General features: G+C 71.8%; 12 protein-coding genes. 8 read left to right on the top strand and 4 right to left on the bottom strand.

Features of this window, described 5'->3' with window-relative positions; genetic code table 11:
- Positions 1-13 precede the first annotated feature (13 nt).
- The 3 genes from ISP_RS07630 (at position 14) to ISP_RS07620 (ending at position 4,492) form a co-directional block, all read left to right on the top strand.
- Positions 14-1,468: an RICIN domain-containing protein gene (locus ISP_RS07630; protein WP_013223307.1), complete on the top strand. Its 1,455-nt coding sequence runs from the start codon at positions 14-16 to the stop codon at positions 1,466-1,468.
- A gap of 163 nt (positions 1,469-1,631) precedes the next feature.
- The gene (locus ISP_RS07625) at positions 1,632-2,684 is read left to right on the top strand and encodes a glucose 1-dehydrogenase (RefSeq protein WP_013223306.1); all 1,053 of its coding nucleotides are present in this window, start codon (positions 1,632-1,634) and stop codon (positions 2,682-2,684) included.
- Positions 2,685-2,689: 5 nt separating this feature from the next.
- Positions 2,690-4,492, top strand: coding sequence for a glycoside hydrolase family 15 protein (locus tag ISP_RS07620; RefSeq protein ID WP_013223305.1), 1,803 nt, complete (start codon positions 2,690-2,692; stop codon positions 4,490-4,492).
- A 46-nt stretch (positions 4,493-4,538) separates the two neighbouring features.
- Here the strand turns inward: ISP_RS07620 and ISP_RS07615 are convergent, their stop codons facing one another.
- Positions 4,539-5,105: a TetR/AcrR family transcriptional regulator gene (locus tag ISP_RS07615; RefSeq protein ID WP_013223304.1), complete on the bottom strand. Its 567-nt coding sequence runs from the start codon at positions 5,103-5,105 to the stop codon at positions 4,539-4,541.
- An 82-nt stretch (positions 5,106-5,187) separates the two neighbouring features.
- Here ISP_RS07615 and ISP_RS07610 point away from each other — a divergent pair, with 82 nt between their 5' ends.
- Both ISP_RS07610 and ISP_RS07605 read left to right on the top strand, forming a co-directional pair.
- Complete coding sequence (locus ISP_RS07610; protein WP_013223303.1) at positions 5,188-6,642, top strand: aldehyde dehydrogenase; 1,455 nt, start codon at positions 5,188-5,190, stop codon at positions 6,640-6,642.
- A complete protein-coding gene (locus ISP_RS07605; RefSeq protein WP_013223302.1) occupies positions 6,639-8,033 on the top strand; it encodes an MDR family MFS transporter in 1,395 nt (464 codons plus the stop codon). The genes ISP_RS07610 and ISP_RS07605 overlap by 4 nt, the downstream gene beginning before the upstream one ends.
- Here ISP_RS07605 and ISP_RS07600 read toward each other — a convergent pair.
- On the bottom strand, positions 7,991-8,482 hold the full coding sequence (locus tag ISP_RS07600; RefSeq protein WP_013223301.1) for a carboxymuconolactone decarboxylase family protein: 492 nt from the start codon (positions 8,480-8,482) through the stop codon (positions 7,991-7,993). The two genes, ISP_RS07605 and ISP_RS07600, sit on opposite strands and share 43 nt — an antisense overlap.
- Positions 8,483-8,550: 68 nt before the next feature.
- Positions 8,551-9,165 (bottom strand): hypothetical protein, encoded by a 615-nt coding sequence (locus ISP_RS07595; protein WP_013223300.1) that lies wholly within the window; start codon positions 9,163-9,165, stop codon positions 8,551-8,553.
- 108 nt (positions 9,166-9,273) lie between these two features.
- Between ISP_RS07595 and ISP_RS07590 the strand changes: the two genes are divergently transcribed.
- From ISP_RS07590 to ISP_RS07580, 3 genes are all read left to right on the top strand, one after another.
- Positions 9,274-9,843 carry a hypothetical protein gene (locus ISP_RS07590; protein ID WP_013223299.1) on the top strand — a complete coding sequence of 190 codons (570 nt, stop codon included), beginning with the start codon at positions 9,274-9,276 and terminating at the stop codon, positions 9,841-9,843.
- Positions 9,844-9,865: 22 nt separating this feature from the next.
- The gene (locus ISP_RS07585; RefSeq protein WP_049878090.1) at positions 9,866-10,471 is read left to right on the top strand and encodes a GNAT family N-acetyltransferase; all 606 of its coding nucleotides are present in this window, start codon (positions 9,866-9,868) and stop codon (positions 10,469-10,471) included.
- A 150-nt stretch (positions 10,472-10,621) separates the two neighbouring features.
- Positions 10,622-10,792, top strand: a complete 171-nt coding sequence (locus ISP_RS07580; RefSeq protein ID WP_155258921.1) for a hypothetical protein — start codon at positions 10,622-10,624, stop codon at positions 10,790-10,792.
- 83 nt (positions 10,793-10,875) lie between these two features.
- On the opposite strand, the gene ISP_RS07575 is transcribed toward ISP_RS07580, so the two are convergent.
- Positions 10,876-13,620, bottom strand: a complete 2,745-nt coding sequence (locus ISP_RS07575; RefSeq protein WP_013223297.1) for a bifunctional YncE family protein/alkaline phosphatase family protein — start codon at positions 13,618-13,620, stop codon at positions 10,876-10,878.
- Positions 13,621-13,623: the final 3 nt, after the last annotated feature.

Below are 13,623 nucleotides of genomic sequence, written 5' to 3'. Positions count from 1 at the left end.
GAGGAACGAGCCGATGAGACCGACCCATTCCGTGCTTCGCAGGACGCTGTCCACGGCAGTCCGGTTCTTGGCGCTGTCCGCGCTCGCCGGTGGGCTGCTGACCGCCGTCCCGTCGCAGGCCCAAGCGTCCACGGCCGGGCTCAAGGGCGTCAACTGGGCCGACGCGCGGGACAACTTCGTCAACGGCGTGCTGTACGTCTCCGGGCTCGGTGCCTCGGACACGTACTCCTCGGCCGCCGCCACGGCGAACCAGGTCGTCGGCCAGCTGTACTCGATCACCGGGGGCAACACCGTCCGGATGCCGATCAACGAACCGACGGTCTCCGGCTACTGGGGCACCTACACCGGGGCGATCGACACCGCGCTCGCCAAGGGCAAGGTGATCCTGGCGTACTGGGCCTACACCGGTGGCAAGCCGACGGACACGGGCCGGTTCCAGCAGATGTGGGACACCGTCGTCGCCAAGTACGGCAGCAACCCGAACGCCTACTTCGAGGTCATCAACGAGCCGTACGCCTACAGCGCGGGCGACCTCGACAACTTCTACTATGCCTGGCTGAACCGCTACCCCGGCGTGCCCCGCGACCGGGTGATCCTCGACGGCACCGGGGACGCCCAGAACGTGCCCGCGGTCGGCAGCGACCGGCGGCTCGACGGGACGCTGCTGGCGGCCCACGACTACTCGTTCTTCGCCGGCTACGAAAGCGAAACCGAGTGGGCCGACCACATCGGCGGCTACATCGGGGCGTACGCCGACCGGACCGTCGTCACCGAGTGGGGCGGCCCGATGTCGCCCGGCAGCAAGAACGGCGTGCACTACGACACCCTCGACTACAGCATCCCGAGCGGATCGTTCTTCGCCGACTACATCCGGGGCGTCAGCGCGAAACTGCGGAGCCTGGGCCTGGGCAGCGTGTACTGGCCGGGCCTGCGCGACGGCGACTGGTACAGCTTGACGACCAAGGCGGGCACCGGTGCGGGCATCAAGCTGACGCTGTCGAACCCCAGCGGGCTGACCCGGCTGCGGTACGCGTGGGGCCTGGGCGACGGAGGCGGCACGTACGTCCGGATCGTCAACGCCGCCACCGGGCTGTACGTCGACGGGCTGGGGCGCACCGCCAGCGGCTCCGGCACCGGCCAGGCCGGCGGCGACCCCGCCCGCTACGACCAGCAGTGGGTCGTCGAGAACGCCGGCAACCGCGTGCGCATCAAGAACCGCGCCACCGGCCTCTACCTGGACGGTGCGGGCCGCACCACCAACGGCGCCGTGGTGAGCCAGTACGCCGCGAGCGGCAGCGCCAACCAGCTGTGGTCGGTGGTGACCGACGCGAACAACGTCCGCATCCGCAACAGCAGCACCGGGGAATACCTCGACGGCATGGGCCGCACCGGCAGCGGCACCGACCTCGGCCAGTACGGCGACAGCAGCAGCACCAACCAGCGGTGGCGGATCGTCGCCGCCGGCTGAACCCACCGGAGGGCCGCGCTGCCGGCTCCCTCCGGCCTTTCTGCACCGCATCGTCGCATTTGCCCGCTCATTGCGACCCGCAGGCATGTTTTGCCGACCGCAAGGGCGTCAAACCGTGACCGAGCGGTCCGGCGGCCACGCCGTCGCGGAAGGGAGCGGGGCCATGCGAGCACTCACCGTGGTGCCGGAACAGCGGGGATCGCTGCAGGTGAGCACCGTGCCCGAGCCGCGGCCCGCGCCGGGCGAGTTGCTCGTGCGGGGGCTCGCGCTCGGCGTGTGCGGCACGGACAAGGAGATCGTCCGCGGCGAATACGGCTGGGCGCCACCCGGCCGGGACCGCTTGGTACTGGGGCACGAGTCACTCGGTCAGGTGATCACCCCGGCCGCCGGCTTCGCCGAGGGCGACCTGGTCGTCGGGATCGTCCGCCGGCCCGACCCGGTGCCGTGCGGCGCGTGCGCGGCCGGGGAGTTCGACATGTGCCGCAACGGCCGCTACACCGAGCGCGGCATCAAGGAGATCGACGGCTACGGCAGCGAACGGTGGACCGTCGAGGCGGAGTACGCGGTCCGCCTCGATCCCCGCCTGCGGGACGTCGGCATGCTGCTGGAACCCACGACGGTCGTCGCGAAGGCGTGGGAGCAGATCCAGCGCGTCGGGGAACGCGCCTGGTTCGAGCCGCGGCGGGTGCTGGTCACCGGCGCGGGCCCGATCGGGCTGCTCGGCGCGCTGCTGGGTGTGCAGCGCGGCCTCGACGTCCACGTCCTCGACCGCGTGACCGACGGCCCCAAGCCCCGGCTCGTCGAGGCGCTCGGCGCGACCTACCACCACGACCCGGTCGAAAAGGTGCTGCCGTCGCTCGAGCCGGACATCGTCCTCGAGGCCACCGGCGTCGGCTCCCTGGTGTTCGACGCGATGGCGGGCACCGGCGCGTACGGCATCGTCTGCCTCACCGGCGTCTCCCCCGCCGGCCGGAGCCTCACCGTGGACGCCGGGACCGTCAACCGCGAACTCGTCCTCGAAAACGACGTCGTCATCGGGTCGGTCAACGCCAACCACCGCCACTACCGGGCCGCCGCCGACGCGCTCGGCCGCGCGGACCCGGACTGGCTGGGCGGGCTCGTCACCCGGCGGGTGCCGCTGGCCCGGGCGGCCGACGCCTTCGCGGTGAACGACGACGACGTCAAAGTCGTCATCGACCTCGACGGCGAGCGCTGATCCCGATGGCCCCGATCGAGGACTACGCCCTGCTGGGCGACCTGCACACGGCGGCGCTGCTCTCGCGCGACGGCGCGATCGACTGGCTGTGCCTGCCGCGCTTCGACTCCCCGGCCTGCTTCGCCGCGCTCCTGCACGACGAGCACGCCGGCACCTGGCGGCTCGCCCCGGCGAGCGGCGGCCCCGCGACCCGGCGTTCGTACCGCGGCGAGTCGCTGATCATGACGACCGAGTGGGACACCCCCGGCGGCACGGTCCGCGTCCTGGACTTCATGCCGCCGCGCGGGGAAGCCGCGGACGTCGTCCGGATCGTCGAAGGCGTGTCCGGCCGGGTGCCGATGCGCATGCTGCTGCGGCTGCGCCTCGACTACGGTTCCGTCGTCCCCTGGGTGCGGAACGAGGACGGCGAGTTCGTCGCGGTCGCCGGGCCCGACGCGATCCGGGTCCGCACGCCGGTGCCGCTGCACGGCGAGGACCTGGCCACGCACGCCGAGTTCACCGTGGCCGCCGGGGAGCGCGTCCCGTTCGTCCTCACCCACAGCGCCTCCCACCGGCCGCGCCCGCGGTCCGCCGACGCCGGAACCGCGCTCGCCGGCACAGAACGTTTCTGGGCGGAGTGGATCGGCCGCTGCCGGTACGAAGGGCCGTGGCGGGACGCGGTCCGGCGCGCGCTGATCACCCTCAAGGCCCTCACCTACGCCCCGACCGGCGGCATCCTCGCCGCCGCGACGACGTCGCTGCCGGAACAGCTCGGCGGGTCGCGCAACTGGGACTACCGCTACTGCTGGCTGCGCGACGCGACCTTCACCCTGCAGGCCCTGATCGGCACCGGCTACCACGCCGAAGCCCGCGCGTGGCGTGAATGGCTCGTCCGCGCGGTGGCCGGCGACCCGGCCGACCTGCAGATCATGTACGGCCTCGACGGCACCCGACGGCTGCCGGAGTCCACATTGGACTGGCTGTCCGGCTACGAAGGTTCGACGCCGGTCCGGGTCGGCAACGCCGCGGCGGACCAGTTCCAGCTCGACGTCTGGGGCGAGGTCCTCGACGGGCTCCACCTGGTCCGCGAAGCCGGGCTCCCGACGTCCCACCCGGCCTGGGACCTGCAGCGCCGGCTGCTCGACTTCCTCGAAGGCCACTGGGACCAGCCGGACAACGGTCTCTGGGAAGTTCGCGGGCCGCGCCGGCACTTCGTCCATTCCAAGGTGATGGCCTGGGCCGGGGTCGACCGCGCGGTGCACACGGTGCGGGCCCACGGCCTCGACGGCCCGGTCGAGGATTGGGGGGCCCTGCGCGAAAAGATCCACCAGGACGTCTGCGCCCACGGTTACGACGCCGACCGCAACACGTTCACCCAGTTCTACGGCTCCCGCGGCCTGGACGCGGCGCTGCTGCTCATCCCCCGCGTCGGCTTCCTGCCGGCCGGGGACCCTCGGGTCCGCGGCACGGTGGACGCGGTCCGGGCCGAGCTCGCCCACGGCGGGTTCGTCCGGCGCTACGACGCCGACGCGGACGGAGGTGTCGACGGACTGCCCGGCGGCGAGGGCAGTTTCCTGGCGTGCAGCTTCTGGCTCGCCGACGCCCTCCACGCGACCGGTCGCACGAGCGAGGCCCGCGCGCTGTTCGAGCAGTTGCTGGGGCTGCGCAACGACGTGGGCCTGCTGTCGGAGGAGTACGACACCGACTCGGGCCGGCAGGTGGGGAACACGCCGCAGGCGTTCAGCATGGTCGGGCTGGTCAACACGGCCCGGCAGCTCTCGGGTTCGGAAACCGGCACGAACGCCCCGGGCGAGCACCAGCGCTCCTAGCCCTGCCGTAGCTGGTCGTGAGTGGTTAGGCGGGTTCTTACCCGCCCTACCACTCACGACGGTCTAGCGAGGAGGCGGTGCCGAGCGCCCGCAGGAACGTGTCGACGATGACGTCGGCGGCCTGGACGTCGTTCAGGACCGAGAGGTCCTTTGTGGACAACCGCACCAGTGCCCCCAGGACGCTGCCGGGCCAGCGGGCCGGCAGCCCCGCCCGCAGGAAGCCCTCGTAGGTGGCCCGCTTGAGAAACCGGTCGACCTCCTCGACCGCGCGCTGGCGGCGGGCCCAGATCTCCGGGTCCGAGCGCATCCGGCTCACCTCGGTCGGCCAGGTGCGGTTGACCCTGACGATCCCCTGGACGTACTGGTACAGGGCCACCGGGACCGGCGCCTCCCGCAGGCGGGCGGCCTCGATCGCCGCTTCGATCGCGTCCAGGCGGGCCTGATAGACCGCCGTCAGGAGCTCCTCGCGGCTCGTGAACCGGCGGTACACCGTGCGGCGGTCGACGCCGGCCTCCGCCGCGATCGCCGCGATGCTCGTGGCCGGGTCTTCGGCGAGCATGCGGGCGCCCGTGGTCAGGACCAGTTCGAGATTGCGTGCGGCGTCGGCTCTCACTCTCCCACCCTAGCACTAACTGACACATTGATGAGACAGTTAAGTGCTACACTGATGTGACAGATCGACATAGGAGGCAACAGTGATCACCTACGCAGAACTCTTCATCGGCGGCACGTGGACCCCGTCGAGCAGCACCGAGCTGCTGGACATCCGGTCCCCGCACGACAACTCGGTCATCGGCCGCGCCGCGCAGGCGCTGCCCGCCGACGTCGATCGCGCCGTCGCGGCCGCCCGGAAGGCCTTCGACGACGGCCCGTGGCCGCACACGTCGCCCGCGGAGCGCGTCGCCGTTGTCCGCAAGCTGACCGAGCTGCGCGAGAAGCGCGCCGACGAGATCGCGGCGCTCATCTCCGCGGAGAACGGCTCCGCCCTCTGGTTCACCAAGGCCGGCCAGTCCGGCCTGACCCGGCAGGCCAACGCCTACCTGAAGGCGGCCGAAGAGTTCGGCTGGGAGGAGACCCTGGCGCCGTCGGATCCCGCCGCGCCGTTCCGGTCGGTCGTGCGCCGGGAGGCGATCGGTGTGGTCGCCGCGATCATCCCGTGGAACTCGCCGTTCTCCTCGGCGTCGGCCAAGATCATCCCCGCGCTGCTCGCCGGCAACACCGTCGTGCTCAAGGTCTCGCCCGAGAACACGCTGAGCATGAACCTCCTCGCGGAACTGCTCGCGGAGGCCGGGCTGCCCGAGGGCGTCATCAGCGTGCTGCCCGCCGACCGCGAGACCAGCGAGTACCTGGTCAAGCACCCGGACGTCGACAAGATCGCCTTCACCGGCTCCACCCGCGCCGGGCGCCGCATCGCGTCGCTGGCCGGGGAACAGCTCAAGCGGGTCAGCCTCGAACTGGGCGGCAAATCGGCCGCGATCATCCTGCCCGACGCCGACCTCGACGCGGCCGTCCAGGGCCTGAAGTTCGGTTCCCTGCTCAACAACGGCGAATCGTGCATCGCCCAGACCCGCGTCCTCGCGCCGCGCAGCCGGTACGAAGAAGTCGTCGCCGGGCTGAAGGACCTGATCGAGTCGCTGGGTGTCGGCGACCCGGCCGACGATCGCACGTTCATCGGCCCGATGATCCGCCGCGACCAGCAGCAGCGCGTCCTCGACTACGTCCGCCTCGGCGTCGAAGAAGGCGCGCGGCTCGTCACCGGCGGCCCGGAAGTCCCGCCAGGACTGGAAGCGGGCAACTACGTCACGCCGACGCTCTTCGCCGATGTCGACAACTCGATGCGCATCGCGCAGGAGGAGATCTTCGGCCCGGTCCTGGTCGTCATCGCCTACGACGACGAAGACGACGCCGTCCGCATCGCCAACGACTCCGAGTACGGCCTGTCCGGCGGCGTCTGGTCGGCCGACCCGGCGCACGCGCTCGCCGTCGCCCGCCGCGTGCGGACCGGCACGGTCACGATCAACGGCGCGCCGATCGGCTTCGACGGCCCGTTCGGCGGGTTCAAGGCCAGCGGTCTCGGCCGCGAGTACGGCGCCGTCGGGCTCGGCACCTACACCGAGTACAAGACCATCACCGTTCCGGAAGCGAAATGACCCTCGACGTCTCCCTCAGACCCGCGGTGCGCCCGGCGATGACGGCGCTGGTCCTCGCCGTCCTGCTGGCCGCGCTGGACCAGACCATCGTGGCCACCGCGCTGCCCCGGATCGCCCGCGACCTCGGCGGATTCCGGGACATCGCCTGGATCACCGCGTCCTACCTGCTGGCTTCGACCGCCGCGACCCCGCTCTGGGGCAAGCTCGGCGACATGCTGGGGCGCAAGCGCCTCTACCTGCTCGCCACGACCGCGTTCCTGGTCGCGTCCGCGCTGTGCGGCCTGGCCGGGGACCTGCCCCAGCTGATCGCCGCCCGCGCGCTGCAGGGCCTGGCCGGCGGCGGAATGATCGTCCTGACGTTCGCGCTGGTGGGCGACATCGCCGCGCCCGCCGACCGCGGGCGCTACCAGGGCCGGTTCGGCTCGGTCTACGGCGTCGCCAGCATCGCCGGGCCGCTGCTCGGCGGCCTGTTCACCGACCACCTCTCGTGGCGGTGGGCCTTCCTGATCAACGTCCCGGTCGGGCTGGTGGCCGTGGTGCTCGCGGCGCGGGCCCTGCCCGCCGCGGTCCGGGAGCCGCGGCGCGCCCGCGTCGACTACGCCGGCGCGCTGCTGCTGGCCGGCGCGGCCACCGCGCTGGTCCTGATCACCTCCTTCGGCCCGCGGTGGGGCTGGACGTCGCCGGGCACGCCGGCCCTCGCCGCCGCCGCGATCGTCCTCATCGGACTGGTGGTCCCGGTCGAACGGCGCGCCGCGGCGCCGGTGCTGCCGCCGGCGATGTTCACCTCGCGCACGGTCGTGCTCGCCGCGATCGTCGGGCTCATCGCCAACGTCGCGATGTTCAGCGTGCTGGTCTACCTGCCGACGTACCTGCAGGTCGTCGACGGTGTCTCGGCGACGCTCTCCGGCGTGCACCTGCTGCCGCTGGTGCTCGGGCTGGTCGTCAGCCAGTCGCTCGCCGGGCGGTGGGTCGCGGACCCGGCGCGCGTGCGGGTCGTCCTGGTGACCGGCATGGCGCTGAACGTCGCCGGGCTGCTCCTGCTGAGCACCCTGGCGCCGGGCACCGCGCAGCTCGCGCTGATCGGGTACTTCGCCGTCACCGGCGTGGGGATCGGCATGGTCCCGATGGTCGCGCTGACCGCGGCGCAGAACGCGGTGCCCGCCGCCGGCATCGGGGCCGCGAGCGCGGTGGTCACCTTCGCCCGGTCGATCGGCGCCGCGTTCGGGGTCGCCGTCTTCGGCAGCCTGCTCGGCGAGGACGTGGCCGGGCACATCGGGGGCGCCTTCCTCGCGCTGACCCCGGTGGTCTTGCTCGGCACCGTCCTCGCCGCACTGCTGAAGCGTCCCGCTCAGCTTTCTTCGGCGACGGCGGCGAACAGTCCGGGCTCGTAGGACCCGCCCTTCTGGTGCACGATCACGGCGAGCCGGTTGGCGGCGTTGATCAGGGCGACCAGCGCGACCAGCGCGGCGACCTGCTCGTCGTCGTAGTGCTCGCGCACCCGGGCCCAGGTCGTGTCGGACACGCCTTCGGCGGCGTCGGCGAGCCGGGTGCCCTCCTCGGCCAGCGCGAGCGCGGCTCGCTCGGCTTCGCTGAAGACCGTCGACTCCCGCCAGGCGGCGACGAGCGCGAGCCGGACCGCCGACTCGCCGGCCGCGGCGGCTTCCTTGGCGTGCATGTCGAGGCACCAGCCGCACCCGTTGAGCTGGCTGGCCCGCAGGCTGACCAGTTCCCGGGTGAGCTTCGGCAGCGGCGACCGGTCGATGACCTGGCCGAGGCCCGCGAAGCGCTTGGCCAGCCGGGAGCCGGTTTCGGTGGTGAACAGGTCGAAGCGGGGTTCCATGGGTTCGTCCTCCGGTGTCATGGGCTGGGAACGACCTCGAGACACCGGTGGGGCAGAGCTTGTGACACTCAGTCCTCCGGGACGGCCACCTGGATTTCGACGCGGTGCCCGAGGTAGTCGTCGGGGTGGGTCCGCGCGAGGTGCACCGCCTCGGCGACCAGCGGGCGCAGTTCGGCGGGATAGCGAGCCGGGTCGAGGGTGAGGCCGGGCAGCACGCACCGGCGGACGTCGAGGTCGTCGTTGGCGACGAACTCGCGCAGCGCGGCGCGGTTCCAGCGCTCCTGGAGGTCGTCGAGCCGCTCGAGCGTGGCCCAGTACCAGGCGCGGGCCGCCCCGGCGCGTTCCGGATTCGTGCCGGTCGTGAGGACTGCGAGGAGCGCTTCCTGCGTCCGGCGGGCACCGAACACGCTGCGCAGCGGCTCGACGAACTGCCGGTTGAAGCTGGGATTCGGGTCGTGGACCGCGGCGCGCACGAGCGCGGCGAAGAACGGCTCCGGGAGGTCGGGGTAGTCGGAGTTCCGGTAGCCCAGCGCGCTACGCAGGACGATGCGTCGATCCCACTCGTCCTCGCCGGTCTCGGCCGTCCGGGCCGGCAGGTGGACCCGGCACAACTCGACCAGCTCGGCCAGACAGCGCGGGAAGCCGTCGCTCGCGGCGCGGTCCGGCAGAGGCATGAAGGTCATCGTGTCTTGTCCTTCGCTCCGGCCGGCCTGCTCGTTACCGGACGTATCACCGCTGCTCCCGGCGTGCTCAGAGGGGCGAAAGTGCTCCGAATCGAGGGAGGGACCGACATGTCCGCAACGTTTTCCGGGGGACGAAGCCGGCTACTGCGCAAGCTGAGTGGCGGCACCGTCGCCGCCGTGCTGGCCGCCGCGCTGATGGCCGTGACGTCCGGGGTGGCCCACGCCTCGCTGTCGCAGGTGCAGGACGGGTTCGAGGTCAACCCGCAGTCGTCGTGGCTGGTGGCGACCGGTGGTGCCGCGTCGGCCGGGTTCGACGTCGGGGCCGGGACCGCCCGGTCCGGCCGCAACAACGGCTGGCTGTTCGCCACCGACGGCTGGGCCTTCGAGGGCTTCTGGGTGCCGACGAACTCGGTGCCGGGCAACGCCCAGTGCGCGTCGCAGTTCTACCTGCAGACAGCGGGCGGAGCGCAGGTCGGCATCGAGATCTGGGACGCCTCCGGGCACCTGCTGGCCGGCACCTACCCGTGGCTCAACGGCAGCGGCGCGTACCAGGCGGTCAACACGGCCCGGTGGAACCTCAACGGCGTCAACCCGGTGTTCGTCAAGGCGATCATCGGGGCGAACGGCTCGTCCCGGTTCGTCCGGCTCGACGACATGACCACGCAGTGCTACTGGTGATCGGGCTGTACCATCACTGCCGATGAGCTGGGCGGGGTGGAAGGTGCGGTTGCGGGAGGTCCGCCCGGCGGATCACCGCACCCTGATCGGGTTCGACCGCGCGTCGGACCGGCAGATCGGCGGCTACCGCCACTGGGCGACGCACCGCGGCCCGGCGGGCGACGACTTCCACTTCGCGATCGAGACGCTGCACAACCGGACGCTGGTCGGGTCGATCTGGATCCAGGCCGACCCGGCCGGCGGCCACTTCAGCTACGGCATCGGCATCGGGACCCAGTACCGCCGCTGCGGCTACGCGGCCGACGCGGTCAGGGTCCTGCTGGCGTACATGTTCGAGCTGCAGCGCTACCGCAAGTGCGAGGTCAGCATCAACGGGAGCAACTTCGCCTCGCTGGCGCTGCACGGCGAGCTGGGCTTCCGCGAGGAGGGCCGCCCGCGGGACACGGAACTGCGCCGCGGGGAGGTCCGGTACCCGGTGCTGATGAGCCTCACGGCGGAGGGTTTCGCGGAGCACCAGCCGGCGTTCCTGGCGGCGCGTGGTCCGGTGCGGCCGTGGCGGGGACGCCATTGGCGGACACCCCGGCGGGGACGGCACTGGCGCACCGACCACCTGCGACCGGCCCGCTGAGCGTTCGATCCGCGGCTTCGGTCGCGGTTCGGCCCGCTGCGGACCCGGCACCACCCGGCTCGGCCGACGGGGTCGCCGGACCGGACCTCGCCCGCGACCACGGCTCACCTCGCGAACACTGCCACCGGACCCGGCGGTGACGTCGCCGGGGTGAAGCTCACCACCACCGGGTCCGGGCGGTCGCCCATCCGGGCCCACCCGCCGCGGCAAACCCGCCGCGTCCAGCCAATACCCGGCCGCACCGCCGTGGCCGCGGCCGTCGCGCGGGGCGGCTGGGGGCCGTCGACCACGATGTCGCCGACCATGTCCGGGCGCGGCTGAACTCAGAAAGAAGGCACTCGCCGAGGGGGCTACGGCCAGTGAATGAAGCCGGGAGGCTCGCGCGGAGCCTCCCGGCGTCCGGGTCAGCCGTCCGATTCCGCGGACGGGAGGTACGCGCCCGGCACCTGCTCCGGGGCGTACACCTGGTTCTCACCCGGGTAGGGCAGTTGCCACCCGTGCGTCTGGTACCACGTGAAGTGGTTCATCTGCGCGGGGTTGGCGAAGTCGGCGACCGCGTCGGGGCCGGTCAGCCGCTGGTGCGTCGTCCACTCCTGCCACTGCGCCGCCACGTGCTGCTTGTCCGACGGCACCGCCGAGGACGGCACCGGGGCGGCGGCCGGGTTCGGCGGCGCCGGGGTGTCCGCACCGCAGGACGGCTGGGTCGCCAGGCCGCCCGTCAACGACGTCCGGTTCGGGAGCGCCGTGAAGGGCGTGTAGTCCGGCTTCTGCGTGAACGCCGCGCTCATCGGCGTCGCCGCGCTGTCCTTCTGGTTCATCGGCTTGACGCCGAGGATCTGCTCGATCGTGCGGATCATCGTGATCTGCGAGTAGTAGTGGCTGTCGACGACGCCGTGCTGGGCGTACGGGCTGATGATCTGCACCGGCGCCCGGTGGCCGTCGACGTGGTCCAGACCGGCCTGGGAGTCGTCCTCGACGACGAAGATCGCCGAGTCCTTCCAGTACGGGCTGTGCGAGATCTCGTCGACGATCTTGCCGACCGCGAGGTCGTTGTCGGCGACCTGGGCGGCCGCGTTCGGCGGGCCGCCGGTGTGGTCGCTGGACAGCCAGAACATGTTCAGGTTGGCCGGCCCGTGCTTCTCGAAGTCGTCCTTCCAGATCTGGTAGCGGTAGACGTCCGGCACCGAGGTGTCGAACTTCGGGAAGCCCGGCACCGACACGTCGTTCAGCGACGGGATCGGCGACGACGACACCAGCGGGTAGGCCGTCGGCTGACCGGTGGCCGCCATGTTCTTGGCGTCGCAGTAGAGGTTCTGCCAGCTCGCGCCGGCCGGCTTGGTCAGGAACTGCTGGAATTCGCCGAAGTCCCGCACCGACTTCCCGGCCGCCTGCGCGCCGGTCCAGAGGAATCCCGACGTCTGGTGGCCGAGCGCGTCGTCCTCGGTGTCGTAGCTGCGCAGGTACTCCCCCGCCGACGATTCGGTGTATTCGGGGTTGTCGGCCTGCATGAGCCAGTTGTGGCCCTCGGCGGAGTTCGTGCCGATGTCGTAGGTGTTGTCGTACAACCCGAACTGGCGCTCCAGCGCGTGCTGGTTCGGCGTGACGTTCTCGCCGAACTGCGTCACGGCCGGGTCGCCGTGGCCGCGGGTGTCGTCGCCGAACACCTGGTCGTAGGTGCGGTTTTCCTTGACCAGCAGGAAAACGTGCTTGATCGTCGACGGGTCGCCGAGCCGGGCGGGCACCGGCACCGGACGGCGGTGGCCGTAGTCCTGCGCCACCTGGACCGAGTTGTCCGTCCAGCCGTTCTGCTTGAAGACCTGGCCGGTGTAGCCGCGGATCGCGCGGTCGTCCGGCAGCCGGAACTTCTGCACGCTCGACGTCGTGTCGTGCGTCCCGTGCCCGGCCGCGGTCGTGGGACGGCGGGCGTCGATGCCGCGGGTGTTGGAGACCACGACGTCCTTGCCGACCGTGGTGATCGCCGTCGGGAAGTAGTCCGTGGGCAGCAGGCCGACGTAGCTCACCGGCGCCTGCGCCCACCAGTAGCGGTAGACGGCGACCGCGTTGGCGCGGCCGAGCGTCACCAGCAGGTGGCCGTCGTCGGTCAGCGTCACGCCGTCCGGCTCGTACCCGACCGAGGCCTGCGGCCACGGCTGGGTCGCGATGGTCTGGACGACCTGGTCGCGGCCGGTGTCGATGACGGAGACGCTGTTGCTCGCGGTGTTCGTGACGAACAGCGCGCCGTTCTTGAAGTACACCGCGGTCGGGTGCAGGCCGACGTCGATGCTCTTCGGCGCGGCGGCCGCGTTCGCGAGGTCGATGACGCTGACCGTGCCGCTGGTGGTGGCGCCGGTGAACTGGCTGGCCGGCACCTGGGTGTCGTACGAGTTCAGCGTCGGCTCGCCCGGCTTCGCCGCGTGGCCGCCTTCGTTGCTGACGTACAGCTTGGTGCCGACGCGGACCAGGTCACGCGGGGCGTTGCCGGTGGCCCAGCTCTGCTTGATCGCGCCGGTCGCCGCGTCGAGGGCGACGACGCGGTTCTGGCCGTTGACCGCGGAGTACACGGTCGCGCCGTCGGGCGAGAAGACGGCCTGGGCCACCAGCGCGTGCTTGGTGCCGTCCGCCGGGATCTTCACCGACGCCGGCGCGGCGACCGTGCCGTCCGGGTTCACCGTGAACTTGGTGTAGCCGTCGGTCTGCGCTAGCCACAGGCTCTTGCCGTCCGGGGAGTACGACGGACCTTCCTGTCCGACGTCGTTGCCGGCGATGCGCAGGTTCGCCGTCGCCGAGTTGCCGACGAGCTGCTGCACCTTCCAGCTCTTCAGGTCGACGATGGTCAGCGCGATCCCGCCGTCGGCGGTCAGCGCGGCGAGGTGGGCGCCGTCGGGGCTGACCGCGGACGCCATGATCTTGCCGTTGTTCACGACCAGCCGATCGCCGATCGGCTTGAGGTACTGGTCGGCCGAGACGACCTGGCCGTTCTCGGTGACCTGGCCGACCTGGTCCTGGCCGAACTGCGCGGTCGACGCGACGCCGGCACCGGTGCCGGTGGCGATGAGCACGAGCGTGGCGGAGCCGGCGGTGGCGTAGCGCAGCCGATGGCCGCCCAGCCGGCTTTTCCCGGCACGCCGTCTGCGGCGTGTTACCTGCATCGG

The organism is Amycolatopsis mediterranei (genome assembly GCF_026017845.1).
Taxonomy (GTDB): Bacteria; Actinomycetota; Actinomycetes; order Mycobacteriales; family Pseudonocardiaceae; genus Amycolatopsis; species Amycolatopsis mediterranei.
This window is presented reverse-complemented; position numbering and strand designations above follow the sequence as displayed.